This is a genomic window from Frigoribacterium sp. PvP121, from assembly GCF_017833115.1.
Taxonomy (GTDB): domain Bacteria; phylum Actinomycetota; class Actinomycetes; order Actinomycetales; family Microbacteriaceae; genus Frigoribacterium; species Frigoribacterium endophyticum.
Genome location: NZ_JAFIBR010000001.1, coordinates 2,761,415 through 2,774,691, shown reverse-complemented (window position 1 = coordinate 2,774,691; position 13,277 = coordinate 2,761,415). Strand labels below are relative to the sequence as shown.

Below are 13,277 nucleotides of genomic sequence, written 5' to 3'. Positions count from 1 at the left end.
GCGTCGCGGCTCCCGGCGCCAGCCCCGTCACCTCGCCCGCGTCGTGTCGGGCAGGGGGTCGGCCCGGCTCAGTTGTAGTCGGCGGGCCAGGTGAACGCCGGAGGCGCGGTGACGGTCTCGCCCACCGGCGCCAGCACCAGCGCCACGTCCTCGAAGTCGCTGAGCCGGATGCCGGCGGGGTCGCCGCCGTACCGGCTGCCGTCGACGAACACGGTGAGCGCCCGCCCGTCGCCGCCCCCGAGGTCGCCGACGCCGGACTGGTCGAGGTGCACGCCCCACTCCGTGAAGAGCTGGCCCAGCACGAACGACTCGCGGCGGGGCGACTCGACGTGGACGATGCCCGACGTGTCGTGCGTGTGGATCGGCGCCGCGAACTTGGTGCCCGAGTCGTGCCCGATGTCGCCGGGCACGGTCACCGGCTGGCCGTCGACCGTGATCGACAGGTGGCTGTGCACGTGCATGGCGAGGTCCTGGCCCCAGACGTTCTCGAGGCCCGCGAGCTCCGCCCGCTCAGGCCGGTCGCCGACCTCGGGCACCGGCCACGGCGGGGCGGTCTCGGCCCCGACGACGCGGGTCGGGTTCGACGACTGGGCCACCGCGACGCCGACCCCGCCGCCGACGACGACGAGCGCGCTGGCGACGAGGGGGAGGAGGGCCCGCCGGGAGGGGCTCATCGGTCCCCGCCGCCCGTGCCGGAGGCGGCACCGGCGTCGGCGTGAGGTGCGACGGCCGACCCGACCGTGCGCACCCGGTCGACGAGCTCGCGCCACGGTCCGGTGAGCTGCTGCTCGGGCAGCGTCGCCTCGCGCACGGGCTGGGCCTCGACGACGATCACCCAGACGAAGCGGTCGGGCTGCGCGCCGTCGGCGGTCGACGGCGTCGACGACCAGGGGAGGCCGTCGATGAGCACGAGCCACGACTCGGTGTCGGGCTCGGCCTCGACGTCGACCTGCCACGACCGCGTGAGGCCCGCGAAGCCGCCGGTGCGCTGCACGGTGACGATCATGGCCGCGATGCTACCCCGGGTGCCCCGGGGCCAGCAGGGCGAGGGCAGGGCGACGGCAGGGCGCCCGCCGGGCGCCGGGAGCGTGCCCGCCGCCCCGCCTCAGGCCGCGGGCAGCACCCCGACCCCGCGCCACCCCTCGGTCGTCGCGCGGGCCTCGCGCGACCCGGCGCCCCACCGCGCCTCCGCGGCGGCGATCGTCACGGCGGCGAACTCGGCGAACGTCGAGGTCGGCGACACGTCGCCGCTCGTGATCGCGTCGTACCAGATCTGCCCGGCGCCCTCCCACGCGGGGCCGCCGACGGTCGTGGCGACGAGGTGGAAGGCCTTGTTGGGGATCCCCGAGTTGAGGTGGACGCCCCCGGCGTCCTCCGTCGTCTCGACGTAGTCGTCCATGTGGGCCGGCTGGGGGTCCTTCCCGAGCACGTCGTCGTCGTAGGCGGTGCCCGGCGCGGCCATCGAGCGCAGCGCCCGCCCCTGCACCTCGTCGGTGAACAGTCCCTCGCCGATCAGCCAGCTGGCCTCGTCGGCCGCCTGCCCGAGCAGGTGCTGCTCGACGAGCGCGCCGAAGACGTCGCTGACCGACTCGTTCAGCGCGCCGGACTGCCCCTGGTACTCGAGCGCCGTCGTGTACTGCGTCACGCCGTGCGCGAGCTCGTGGCCGACGACGCTCACCGACGCCGTGAAGCGGCGGAAGACCTCGCCGTCGCCGTCGCCGAACACCATCCGTCGGCCGTCCCAGAAGGCGTTGTCGTAGTCGAGGCCGTAGTGCACGGTCGCGTCGAGCGGCAGGCCCGAGCCGTCGATCGACGACCGGCCGTACGCCTCGAGGAAGAGCGCGTGCGTGGCCCCGAGGGCGTCGTAGGCCTCGGTGACGGCGACGTCGTCCGTCGGCGGCTCGCCCTCGCGGCGCACCACGCGGCCGGGCAGCTCCTCGGTGCCCCCGGCGTCCGAGATCGTGCGCTCGAGCGGACCGTCGACGGCCACGGCGCCCTGCCGGGCCGGCGGCGCGGCCGCGCGGAGCGCCCGCACCTCCTCCATCTGCCGCAGGCCCTGGCGGGCGGCCTCGGGGGCCCGTGAGAGGCGCGGCGAGTCGGCCCGGGCGAGGTGGTCGAGCAGGTAGGGCGGCACGATGAAGCGGGTCATGGCTGCACTCTCGCACCGGCCCCCGACATCGGCCCGACAGTTCACACGATCGTCACGGGAGGCGCTCCGGGGCCCCGCACCGCGCCTCCCGCAGGCCTGCACCGCGCCTCCGACCGGCCGGCCCCCACACTCGCTCGGCGACCCGGCGCACGGGGCCGCCCCGCCGCCCCGCCGCCCCGGTAGCGTTGACCGGATGACCGCCTCCGACGCCTCCGCCCTGGTCGACCGCATGATCGCCGTCGTCCCCGACTTCCCCGTGCCGGGCATCCTCTTCCGCGACGTGACGCCGCTGTTCTCCGACGCGGACGCCTTCGCGACGGTGACGGCCGCGCTGAGCGAGCCCTTCGACGGCGCCTTCCAGGCCGTGGCCGGCATCGAGGCCCGGGGCTTCGCGCTGGCCGGCGGCATCGCGATCGAGCAGGGCGTCGGCGTGCTCACCGTCCGCAAGGCGGGCAAGCTCCCCGGCGAGGTGCTCAGCGAGAGCTACGCGCTCGAGTACGGCGAGGCGACCCTCGAGCTGCGCCCGAGCCAGCTGCCCGCGGGCACGCGGGTGCTGGTCGTCGACGACGTGCTCGCCACCGGCGGCACCGCCGAGGCGACCGTCACCCTCCTCGAGCGCGCGGGCTACGAGGTCGTCGGCATCGCCGTGCTGCTCGAGCTCGACGGCCTGCCCGGGCGCGACCGCCTCGCCTCCCGCCTGCCCGTCCACGCCCTCTCGAGCGCGCCGGCGTAGGGCGGGCCCCTACGGCGCGGGCCAGCCGGGGAAGAGCAGCAGGCCGCAGCCCACGACGCAGGCCGCCGTCACCGCGACGAAGACGCCGACCCAGAGCACTCCCGGCACGTGCGTCAGGCGGGCGAGCTGGTCGGCGTCCGACTCCGTCGATCCGCCGCGCCGGGCGCTGCGGCGGCGGCTGGACTGCAGCTCGAGCGATGCGCGGACGGCTCCGAGGCCGAGCACGCTGACGAGCGCCAGGCCGAACGACTGCTGCCACACCACGGGGGCGAGCCACGTCACGCCGCCGACGACGGCGGCCCCGACCAGCACGACCCAGAGCCCGAACCAGTTGCGGATCTGCACGAGCATCAGCGCCAGCAGCAGCACCAGCGCCCAGAGCAGCCCCGCCGCGAACCCCGCGGCGAGCAGCCACGAGGCCCCGAGCGCGGCCAGCGCCGGCGCCGGGTAGCCGGCCAGCAGCGTGACGACCATGCCGAGGCCGGTCGGCGGGCCGCTCGACACCGTCAGGCCCGAGGTGTCGCCGTGCAGGCGGATGCCCGAGAGGCGTCGCCCGCTGAGCACCGCGGCCAGGCCGTGCCCGCCCTCGTGCACGACGGTGACCGCGTGGCGCACGAGGCGCCAGGTCGTCGGGACGAGCACGAGCAGGGCCCCGACCGCGACCGCCGCGGCCGTCCACTCCGGCGGCAGGGGCGCGGCGCGCTCGGCGACCCGGGCCCAGAGGTCGGCGACGGTCTCGGGTGCGGTGGTCATCCGGCCAGCCTAGGAGGCGCCTCCCGGGCTCCGTCCGAGGGATGAACCTGGGCCGCCTGGCAGCTGTCGCGGCCGGCCGTGCCCCACCATGGAGGGATGCGCCGCGCCGTCCTCCTCCTCGCCACCCTCGCGTACCTCGCCGGGGTCGCCTGGATGACCCTCCGACCCACCGTCTACGGCGACGGCACCTCCGAGCTGCTCTGGCGGGTGCTCGACCTCGCCGCCCGGCACGAGGAGACCGACTGGATCACCTTCGCCCGGGTCGAGGCGGCCGCGAACGTCGCGATGTTCGTGCCGATGGGCATGTTCCCGGCGTTGCTGCTGCCGAAGCGGGCGTGGTGGGTCGGCGTCGTGGTCGGCCTCGTCGCGACCGTGGCCATCGAGTCGTACCAGGCGACGGTGCTGTCGGCGACGCGCTTCGCCGACCCGCAGGACCTCGTGATGAACACCCTCGGAGCCGCGATCGGCGCGGCCTTCGTCGGCCTCGTCCTGCCGAGGAGTCGCCGGTCGCGTCGCCGGGGCCGGTCGCCGCGGCAGAGCCCGGCCTGGTAAGCTCCTCAGGTTGCCGTCAGAACGGCCGCGGATCAAGAGAGCCTGCACATCCTGTGACGGGCGCCGCGCAACGAAGAGGAAGGGGATCCCAGACATGGCCCTTGCACCCGAAGTCAAGACTGCGATCATCGAAGAGTACGCGACGCACCCCGGCGACACCGGATCCCCCGAGGTCCAGGTCGCCGTGATGACGCAGCGCATCCTCGACCTGACCGAGCACCTCAAGGAGCACAAGCACGACCACCACTCGCGTCGTGGCCTCCTCCTCCTCGTCGGCCAGCGCCGTCGCCTCCTGGGCTACCTGTCCAAGGTCGACATCGAGCGCTACCGCACGCTGATCGGTCGCCTCGGTCTCCGTCGCTAATCGACCGCACGTCTCGACGACGGCCCCCCTCCTGCACGCAGGAGGGGGGCCGTCCTCGTTCCGGGGCCGCCGGGGTGCCCGTCAGTACCAGTTGTTCGGGACGGAGTGCGCCCAGGCGGCGCACATGGTGCCGTAGCGGCCGTGGATGTAGCCCAGGCCCCAGTCGACCTGGGTGCGGTAGTTCGTCTGCCAGTCGAGGCCGGCGCTGGCCATCTTGGAACCCGGCAGGGCCTGCGGGATCCCGTAGGCGCCTCCCGAGGGGTTCGTCGCGGTGGTCCGCCACCCCGATTCCTTGTTCCAGAGCTGCACGAGGCAGGTGTACTCGGCACCGGTGCCGACCTGGCTCGCGGCGTAGGCCTTCGCGCCCGCCGGGTCGTTCACGGCGCCCGCCGGGGGAGCGGCGGAGCCCCCGGGCGCGGGGGCGGGCGCCGGTGCCGGTGCGGGAGCGGGAGCCGGGGCCGGGGCCGGAGCCGGGCGCGACCCGGACGACGCGGAGCCCGAGGCCGGCGCCGGCGCGGCGGCCCGGGCGGCGGCAGCGGCGGCCGCGGCGGCCTCCGCCGCTCGGGCCTGCTCCGCGATCGCGGCCTTCTCGGCCTCGCCCTGCCGGTACTGCCGCTCGACCTCGGCCGAGGTGTCGTTGAGCGTCGCGAGCTGCGCGTAGAGCTGGTCGGACTGCGTGGTGGCCGAGGCGACCTCGGCGTCGGCGGCGGCCTGCGCGGCCGTCGCGTCGGCGGCCCTGTCCGCGGCCTCGCCGGCGAGCCGCGACTCCTCGGCCCGGGCGACCTGGGCCTGCGCGGTCAGCGAGGCGACCGTGCCGCTCGTCGTCGTCGCCTCGGCGAGGACCCCGCGCCACCGGTCGCCCAGCTGGGTCAGCGCCCCCAGCTGGTACAGCACCTGGTCCGGGTCGGTGGCGACGAGCAGCTCCGTCGAGGGCGCCTGGGGCCCGCCGACCCGGGAGAGCCGAGCGGCGAGCTGGCCCGCCTGCTCGTGGGCCGCCTGCTCGGCGGCCACCGCCGCGTCGGCGTCGGCCTGCAGTCGGTCGGCCCGGGTTCCGGCGGCGGCCTCCTGCGCGGCGGCCTCCGCGCTCGTGGCGTTCGCCGCGACCGCGGCGTCGCCCCGTGCGGCGGCGGTCCGCTCGAGCCCGTCGAGCGCCGCCGTGACGGCCTCGACCTGCGCCTGGGTCGCCGCGGCGTCGCCCCGCGCGGCCTCGACGTCGGCCCAGCTCGGGGCGTCGGCCGCCGACGCGGGGGTCGCCCCCGCCAGGGTCGACAGCACGAGGGCGAGGGAGGCGGTGGTCGCGACCACGAGGCTCGCCCGGCGGGCGGCGCGGCCGGGTCGGCGGGAGGGGGCGGTCGGGGTCACGCGTCGACCTTAGCCGCGGAGCCCGCCCGCCTCCCGGCCCGCGGAGGCCCCGGTGCTAGGATCGCGCACGGAGCAGGCCGGTCTCGGCTGCTGGTCACCGGTGGTGACAGGCGGATCCCGCCCCGGTCCCGGCGCTCGTCAGCGTCGGTCGGGCAACGGTCTCCGACCGTTCCCACTGTTGGCCAGACGAGCGACCGGTGCCTCGCGCCGTCGTCCGTGCACGTCCTTCGTGCCCGCCGCCCCGCCCGCTCCGGATGCACATCGATGCCCACACGGGGCGTCGATGCAAAACAAAGAGGAGTAGCCCCCACATGGAGGGTCCAGAGATCAAGTTCGGCGAAGCCGTCCTCGACAACGGCAAGTTCGGCAAGCGCACCATCCGATTCGAGACCGGCCGTCTCGCCCAGCAGGCCCAGGGAGCCGTCGCCGCCTACCTCGACGACGACACCATGCTGCTGTCCGCCACGAGCGCCAGCAAGAAGCCGAAGGACAACTTCGACTTCTTCCCCCTCACCATCGACGTCGAGGAGCGCTCGTACGCCGCGGGCAAGATCCCCGGTTCGTTCTTCCGTCGCGAGGGCCGCCCCTCCACCGAGGCCATCCTCGTCTGCCGTCTCATCGACCGGCCCCTGCGCCCCTCCTTCGTCGAGGGCCTGCGCAACGAGGTCCAGGTCGTCATCACCGTCCTGAGCATCGCGCCGGACGAGTTCTACGACGCCCTGGCCATCAACGCGGCCAGCGCCTCCACCCAGATCTCGGGCCTGCCCTTCTCCGGCCCGATCGCCGGTGTCCGCCTCGCCCTCATCGGCGACCAGTGGGTGGCCTTCCCCAAGGCGTCGCAGCTGGCCGAGGCCGTCTTCGACCTGACCGTCGCGGGCCGTGTCGTCACCGACGCCGCCGGCAACGAGGACGTCGCGATCATGATGGTCGAGGCCGAGGCCACCGAGCACGCCTGGGGCCTCATCCAGGGCGGCGCCACCAAGCCCGACGAGGCCGTCGTGGCCCAGGGCCTCGAGGCCGCCAAGCCCTTCCTGAAGCAGCTGGTCGACGCGCAGTCCGCGATGGCCGCGCAGGCCTTCAAGGAGATCGCCGACTACCCGGTCTTCCTGCCCTACACCGACGAGGTCCTCGCCGCGGTCACCGAGGCAGCCGGCTCCGAGCTGTCCGAGGTCTACAAGATCGCCGGCAAGATCGAGCGCCAGGACGCCGACGACGTGCTCAAGGGCAAGGTCAAGGACGCCGTCGCGGCGAAGGTCGAGTCGGGCGCGCTGCCCGAGTCCGCCCTCGGCCAGGTCTCCGCCGCCTACAAGACGGCCACCAAGAAGGTCGTCCGCGACCGCATCCTCACCGAGCAGGTCCGCATGGACGGCCGCGGCCTGGCCGACATCCGTCCGCTCGACGCCGAGGTCCAGGTCATCCCGCGCGTGCACGGCTCCGCCATCTTCCAGCGCGGCGAGACCCAGATCCTGGGCGTCACCACGCTGAACATGCTCAAGATGGAGCAGCAGATCGACTCGCTGAGCCCGGTCACGAAGAAGCGCTACCTGCACCACTACAACTTCCCGCCCTACTCGACCGGTGAGACCGGCCGCGTCGGGTCGCCGAAGCGTCGCGAGATCGGGCACGGCTTCCTCGCCGAGCGCGCCCTCGTGCCGGTGCTGCCCAGCCGCGAGGAGTTCCCCTACGCGATCCGTCAGGTGTCCGAGGCCCTCGGCTCCAACGGCTCGACGTCGATGGGCTCCGTCTGCGCCTCGACCCTGTCGCTCCTCAACGCCGGTGTCCCGCTGCGCGCGCCCGTCGCGGGCATCGCCATGGGCCTCGTCTCCGACGAGGTCGACGGCCAGACCCGCTACGCGGCCCTCACCGACATCCTCGGTGCGGAGGACGCCCTCGGCGACATGGACTTCAAGGTCGCCGGCACGAGCGAGTTCGTCACGGCGATCCAGCTCGACACGAAGCTCGACGGTCTGCCGACCGCCGTGCTGGACGCCGCGCTGAAGCAGGCCAAGGAGGCGCGCACCGCCATCCTCAGCGTGCTCACCTCGGCCATCGACGCGCCCGACGAGATGGCCCCGACCGCGCCCCGCGTGATCTCGGTCCAGATCCCGCAGGACAAGATCGGCGAGCTGATCGGCCCGAAGGGCAAGACGATCAACGCGATCCAGGACGAGACCGGCGCCGACATCTCCATCGAGGAGGACGGCACCGTCTACATCGGCGCCGTCGACGGCCCCTCGGCCGAGGCCGCCCGTGCCCAGGTCAACGCCATCGCGAACCCGACCAACCCCGAGGTGGGCGAGCAGTTCCTCGGCACGGTCGTCAAGATCGCGTCGTTCGGCGCCTTCGTCTCGCTCCTCCCCGGCAAGGACGGCCTGCTGCACATCAGCGAGGTCCGCAAGCTGGCCGGCGGCAAGCGCGTCGAGAACGTCGAGGACGTGCTCGGGGTCGGCCAGAAGATCCTCGTCGAGATCACGAAGATCGACGACCGCGGCAAGCTGTCGCTCGCTCCGGTCGTGGCCGACGAGGCCGACACCGACTCGAGCGGCGCCGCCGGCGAGAGCGACGACGCGTCGGTCGACCTCGGCTAGTCGCTGACCGTCAGACGCTGCCCGCCCCCGACCTCGGTCGGGGGCGGGCTCCGTCGTTCCGGGGGCGTCTCGACGGCCTCCGAGGGGTGTGACAGGCGGTGCTGCCGTGCCTCCTGAGGCACCGAGGAGGCGCCCCCACAGAATCTGAGGGATGTTCTCGTAACGATCGGGTGCGGCGGCGTGCCGAGCGCCGCTCCGGCCCGTAGTCTCGTCCTGAGGGCCCGATCCAGCTCGCCGTGACCGATGGTCGCCACGGTCGGCGGGGTCCTGTCGTCGGTGCCCGACGAGAGCCGCCAGACCAGCCTCGGAGGGGTGACGCGAGTGAGCGAGACCACGGCGCGCGCCACCGGTGCCGAGGCTCCCCGCGCCGCCCCCGCCCGCCCGCCGCGGCGCTCGTCCGTCACGGACGCGACCGTCCCCGTCGACCTCGGCGTCATCCAGCCGCGACGTCGCCTCGGCACGTCCGACCTGCGCGTCTTCCCGATGGCGATCGGCGGCAACGTCTTCGGCTGGACGGCCGACCAGACCGAGACCGAGGCCGTGCTCGACGCGTACTACGACCTGGGCGGCAACTTCGTCGACACGGCCGACTCCTACGCCGGCGGTCGCAGCGAGATCATGATCGGCTCGTGGATGAAGCGCCGCCGCTCCCGCGACGACGTCGTGCTGTCGACCAAGATCGGCAAGAGCGCCGACCACCCGGGGCTGACCCCGCGCGCGGTCGAGCGCGCCGTCGAGGCGTCCCTCGAGCGTCTCGGGACGGACCACGTCGACCTGCTCTACCTGCACGTCGACGACACGGAGGTGGCGTTCGAGCGCACGCTCCTCGCCGTCGACCACCTCATCCGGGCCGGCAAGGTCCGCTGGTTCGGGGGCGCCCACCACTCGGGCAACCGGCTCTACGAGGCGCGCATCGCCGCGGGCATGCTCGGGGTGGCGCCGATGGTGGCCCTGCAGAACCAGTACAACCTCATGAACCGCACCGAGTACGAGGGCGGCCTCTCGAAGGTCGCCGCACAGCTCGGGCTGGCCGTCATGCCGCGCTTCGCGTTGGCGAGCGGGTTCCTGACCGGCAAGTACCGCACGCGGGCCGACGTGTCGCGCACCCGTCGCGGCAAGGACGTCTCGCGTCACCTGACGAAGAAGGGCCTGCGGGTGCTCGCCGAGCTCGACCGCGTCGCGGCGGTCCACGACGTGTCGCCGGCCGCGATCTCCCTGGCGTGGCTGCTGGCGAAGCCGAACGTGGTGGCGCCGGTGGCGAGCGCCACGAGCGCCGGCCAGGTCGCCGAGCTCGCTCAGGCGGCGCAGGTCCGCCTCACGCGGACCCAGGTGCTGGAGCTCGACCGAGCCTCGGCCTGAGGCGTCCGCTCGGGGCGGAGCGGATCAGGCGTCTCGTGTCAGGCGTTGAGGAGGCGCTCGACGGTGCGGCGCAGGGAGGCCGCGGCCGCGATGGCGTCGCCGGCGTAGGCACCGATCTGCGCGCCGTCCCAGGCGAGCAGGAGGTCGTCCGCGGCGTCGCCGGGCATCGGGTGAGCGGCGTCCTTGAAGAGGTCGACGAGGGCGTCCGTCTGCCACTCGCGGTGCTCGGCGATGCTGGCGCGGACGGCGTGGGTCGGGTCGCTGAACTCGGACGCGGCGTTGGCCCAGGGGGAGCCCCGGTAGCCGGGGGCCTGCAGCTGCGCGACCACCGACTCCAGCAGGGCCCGGATGCGCTCCGCGCCGTCCGGGTGCTCCTCGACGAGGGCGGCGAGGGCCTCGACGTCGCGCTCGTGGCGACCGGCGAGGTACTCGAGCACGAGGGTGTCCTTCGCGCCGAAGTGCTTGTAGAACGTGGCCTTGGTGACGCTCGACTCCGCGATGAGCCGGTCGACGCCGACGACGCGGATGCCCTCGTCGGAGAAGAGGCGGTCGGCCGTCGTCAGCACGCGGGCGCGGGCACCGGGTGTGGTCTGGTCGGCGCGGGGACGCCCAGGGAGACGCTGGACGGCCGGTTGGGGGGAATCGACCGTCACAGCGTGGCTCCTTGGGACTCGGTGGCTCGAGCCGCGTCGGGGGAACGCGTGCTCGGGACCTCCAGGACGTCCACAGCCGCCGACGACGACTGATCAGGGGGGTGGTGCCGCCGTCGGTGAGTTCACTGTAGCACCGATGAGGACAGACGGACTCGTCTGTTTGTCCACCTGCACGTCCCCCAGTTCGGGTGACGGCGCCGGAGGGCATCCCGTAGGCTCGCTCTGATGACCGGTCCTGTCTCCCTGCCCCTCGACGCGGTCGAGCTCTCCTTCGTCGCGACGGGCGACGCCCTCGTCCGCCGCAGCGTCCTGCCGACGGGGGTGCGCATCCTCAGCGAGCGCATGCCGGGGGCGCGCAGCGCCACGGTGGGCTTCTGGGTCGCCGTGGGATCGCGTGACGAGCAGGAGGGCGAGCGCGGCTCGACCCACTTCCTCGAGCACCTGCTCTTCAAGGGCACGACGACCAGGTCCGCCCTCGACATCGCCGTGGCCTTCGAGTCGGTGGGCGGCGAGCACAACGCCGCGACCGCCAAGGAGTACACCTGCTACTACGCCCGCGTCCGCGACGTCGACCTCGACGACGCCGTCGACGTGCTGGCCGACATGCTGACGTCCGCCTCGCTCGACCCCGTCGAGTTCGAGACCGAGCGCGGCGTCATCCTCGAAGAGCTGGCGATGGCCGACGACGACCCGGCCGACGTCGCGGGCGAGCGCCTCTTCGAGTCGGTCTTCGGCGACCACCCCCTGGGCCGCCCCATCGGCGGCACCCCCGAGAGCATCCGTGCCGCGTCGCGCGACGACGTGCACCGGCACTGGCGCGAGAACTACCGGCCCCGCGACCTCGTCGTCACCGTCGCCGGAGCCGTCGAGCACGACCACCTCGTCGAGGGCCTGACGGCTGCCCTCGGCCGGTCCGACTGGTCGACCGACGCGGCGTCGCCCGTGGCGCGGCGGTCGACCGTCGCGGTCGTGCCGACGCCGGCCGAGCCCGTCACGATCGTGCGGCGCCCCCTCGAGCAGGCCACCGTGCTGCTCGGCCTGCCGGGCATCTCGGCGGCCGACGAGCGGCGCTCCTCCCTGGCCGTGCTCAACTCCGTGCTCGGCGGGGGCATGTCGTCGCGCCTCTTCCAGGAGGTCCGAGAGCGTCGCGGCCTCGCGTACTCGGTGTACTCGTTCGCGTCGAGCTACTCCGACGCCGGCGTCTTCGGCCTCTACGCCGGCTGCACGCCGTCCAACGCCGGCCGGGTGTCCCGTCTGATGCTCGACGAGCTCGATCGCCTCGCCGACGACGGCATCACCGACGACGAGCACCGCCGGGCGCTCGGCCAGCTCGGCGGCGCTGCGGCCCTGGCACTGGAGGACAGCGACACCCGCATGAACCGGCTCGGCCGGGCAGAGCTCTCGCTCGGCGAGTTCGTCGACCTCGACGCCTCGCTCGACCGCATCGCCCGCGTCACCACCGACGACGTCCGCGAGCTCGCCGGGGCCCTGCGCGGCGGAGCCCTCTCGACGGTCGTCGTCGGCGACCTCGACGCCGCCGACCTCGCCGTGCCGAGCCCGCCCGACGCGGCCGGCCCGGCCGCCACCACCCCATGAACCAGGAGACGACGGTGTCCCACTACCTCTACCTCGTCCGGCACGGCGAACAGCAGGACGCCGAGCACGGGCTGCCCGACGGCCCGCTCTCGGAGCGGGGCAAGCGCCAGGCGCGCCTCATCGCCGAGCGGCTCGGCGGCGTCCCGTTCGACGCCGCGTGGCACTCGCCGCTCGAGCGGGCCGCCGAGACGGCCCGCATCATGACCGAGCGGCTCCCGGCCCTCGAGTCGCAGCCCTCGACGCTGCTCTTCGACTGCGTGCCGTCCGGCCCGACGCCCGACATGCCCGCGGCCTACAAGCCGTTCTTCGGCGGGGTGACCGACGAGGAGGTCGAGGCGGGGCAGGCGCAGATGGCCGACGCCGTCTCCGAGTGGCTGACCCCGGCCCGCGAGGACCGCCACGACCTCCTCATCACGCACAACTTCGTCATCGGGTGGTTCGTCCGCGAGGTCTTCGGGGCTCCCGACTGGCGCTGGATGGGCGTCAACCAGGCCAACGCCGGCCTGACGATCATCCGCGTCCGCTCGGCGAAGCCGCCGGAGCTCGTCACCCACAACGACCTCGGCCACCTCCCGGTCGAGCTCCGCACCGGCCTCCCGGTCGAGCAGCCGATCTAGGCGGGGGGCGCCGTGCGGCCCAGGGCCTTGCGGTACCAGGCCGTCGCGTTCGGGTTGGCGTTGTAGGGCTCGATCCGCTCGTAGCCCGACGAGCGGTAGAGGCCGCCGGCGGCCGCGAGGCTGTCGTTGGTGTCGAGCACGAGCTCGTCCGCCCCGAGGTCGCGCGCCCGGCGCTCGAGCTCGTCGAGCAGCGCCCGGCCGAGCCCCCGGCCCCGCCCGCCGGGGGCGACGAAGAGGTGCTTGACCTCGAAGCGCACCTCGCCCGCGGGCCCGGCAGCCACGGCCCGCACCCCGCCGCAGCCGAGCGAGGCCGACTCGTCGGGGCCGGGCGCCGCGCCGGCCTCCTCCTCGGCGACGACGAAGACGCCGGCGGGCGGCGTGAACGCGGCCGGGTCGGGGAGCATGGTCACGTAGGCAGCCGGCCCGCCGGGGAAGGTGCGGGCCCGCTCGGCGAAGTAGGCGGTCAGCAGCTCGGCGGCGACGGGCGCCGTGACGTCGACGGGGCGGAACCTGCTCATGGGCACCATGCTAGGTCGCCCCGGCGGCCCCGG

Annotated in this window: 14 protein-coding genes; 7 read left to right on the top strand and 7 right to left on the bottom strand. The window is 74.2% G+C overall.

Going from position 1 to position 13,277, the window contains the following annotated elements; all coding sequences use genetic code 11:
• Positions 1–68: 68 nt before the first annotated feature.
• The 3 genes from JOE43_RS12920 to JOE43_RS12910 all read right to left on the bottom strand — a co-directional run bounded on the left by JOE43_RS12920 (position 69) and on the right by JOE43_RS12910 (position 2,149).
• Positions 69–674 (bottom strand): hypothetical protein, encoded by a 606-nt coding sequence (locus tag JOE43_RS12920; protein ID WP_209518227.1) that lies wholly within the window; start codon positions 672–674, stop codon positions 69–71.
• Positions 671–1,006, bottom strand: a complete 336-nt coding sequence (locus tag JOE43_RS12915) for a protealysin inhibitor emfourin (RefSeq protein WP_209518225.1) — start codon at positions 1,004–1,006, stop codon at positions 671–673. Before JOE43_RS12915 ends, JOE43_RS12920 begins: the two co-directional genes overlap by 4 nt.
• Positions 1,007–1,105: 99 nt before the next feature.
• Complete coding sequence (locus JOE43_RS12910) at positions 1,106–2,149, bottom strand: M4 family metallopeptidase (RefSeq protein WP_209518223.1); 1,044 nt, start codon at positions 2,147–2,149, stop codon at positions 1,106–1,108.
• Between the two features lie 193 nt (positions 2,150–2,342).
• Between JOE43_RS12910 and JOE43_RS12905 the strand changes: the two genes are divergently transcribed.
• Positions 2,343–2,882, top strand: a complete 540-nt coding sequence (locus JOE43_RS12905) for an adenine phosphoribosyltransferase (protein ID WP_056056260.1) — start codon at positions 2,343–2,345, stop codon at positions 2,880–2,882.
• 9 nt (positions 2,883–2,891) lie between these two features.
• Here the strand turns inward: JOE43_RS12905 and JOE43_RS12900 are convergent, their stop codons facing one another.
• Positions 2,892–3,635, bottom strand: a complete 744-nt coding sequence (locus tag JOE43_RS12900; RefSeq protein WP_209518221.1) for a M50 family metallopeptidase — start codon at positions 3,633–3,635, stop codon at positions 2,892–2,894.
• A 96-nt stretch (positions 3,636–3,731) separates the two neighbouring features.
• Here JOE43_RS12900 and JOE43_RS12895 point away from each other — a divergent pair, with 96 nt between their 5' ends.
• Positions 3,732–4,187: a VanZ family protein gene (locus tag JOE43_RS12895; RefSeq protein WP_209518219.1), complete on the top strand. Its 456-nt coding sequence runs from the start codon at positions 3,732–3,734 to the stop codon at positions 4,185–4,187.
• Positions 4,188–4,281: 94 nt separating this feature from the next.
• On the top strand, positions 4,282–4,551 hold the full coding sequence (gene rpsO, locus JOE43_RS12890) for a 30S ribosomal protein S15 (protein WP_056056254.1): 270 nt from the start codon (positions 4,282–4,284) through the stop codon (positions 4,549–4,551).
• A gap of 81 nt (positions 4,552–4,632) precedes the next feature.
• On the opposite strand, the gene JOE43_RS12885 is transcribed toward rpsO, so the two are convergent.
• Positions 4,633–5,913 (bottom strand): lytic transglycosylase domain-containing protein, encoded by a 1,281-nt coding sequence (locus tag JOE43_RS12885; RefSeq protein WP_307803371.1) that lies wholly within the window; start codon positions 5,911–5,913, stop codon positions 4,633–4,635.
• Between the two features lie 311 nt (positions 5,914–6,224).
• Here JOE43_RS12885 and JOE43_RS12880 point away from each other — a divergent pair, with 311 nt between their 5' ends.
• Together JOE43_RS12880 and JOE43_RS12875 are read left to right on the top strand one after the other, a co-directional pair.
• Positions 6,225–8,501, top strand: a complete 2,277-nt coding sequence (locus tag JOE43_RS12880; protein WP_056056250.1) for a polyribonucleotide nucleotidyltransferase — start codon at positions 6,225–6,227, stop codon at positions 8,499–8,501.
• A 321-nt stretch (positions 8,502–8,822) separates the two neighbouring features.
• Positions 8,823–9,860, top strand: coding sequence for an aldo/keto reductase (locus JOE43_RS12875; RefSeq protein ID WP_307803370.1), 1,038 nt, complete (start codon positions 8,823–8,825; stop codon positions 9,858–9,860).
• 38 nt (positions 9,861–9,898) lie between these two features.
• On the opposite strand, the gene JOE43_RS12870 is transcribed toward JOE43_RS12875, so the two are convergent.
• A complete protein-coding gene (locus tag JOE43_RS12870) occupies positions 9,899–10,513 on the bottom strand; it encodes a TetR/AcrR family transcriptional regulator (RefSeq protein ID WP_209518215.1) in 615 nt (204 codons plus the stop codon).
• A 225-nt stretch (positions 10,514–10,738) separates the two neighbouring features.
• Between JOE43_RS12870 and JOE43_RS12865 the strand changes: the two genes are divergently transcribed.
• Entirely contained in the window at positions 10,739–12,109 is a 1,371-nt protein-coding gene (locus JOE43_RS12865) for a pitrilysin family protein (RefSeq protein ID WP_209518213.1), read from the top strand.
• A gap of 14 nt (positions 12,110–12,123) precedes the next feature.
• Positions 12,124–12,726, top strand: coding sequence for a histidine phosphatase family protein (locus tag JOE43_RS12860; protein ID WP_056058759.1), 603 nt, complete (start codon positions 12,124–12,126; stop codon positions 12,724–12,726).
• Here the strand turns inward: JOE43_RS12860 and JOE43_RS12855 are convergent.
• The gene (locus JOE43_RS12855; protein ID WP_209518211.1) at positions 12,723–13,244 is read right to left on the bottom strand and encodes a GNAT family N-acetyltransferase; all 522 of its coding nucleotides are present in this window, start codon (positions 13,242–13,244) and stop codon (positions 12,723–12,725) included. The genes JOE43_RS12860 and JOE43_RS12855 overlap by 4 nt on opposite strands.
• Between the last annotated feature and the right edge of the window lie 33 nt (positions 13,245–13,277).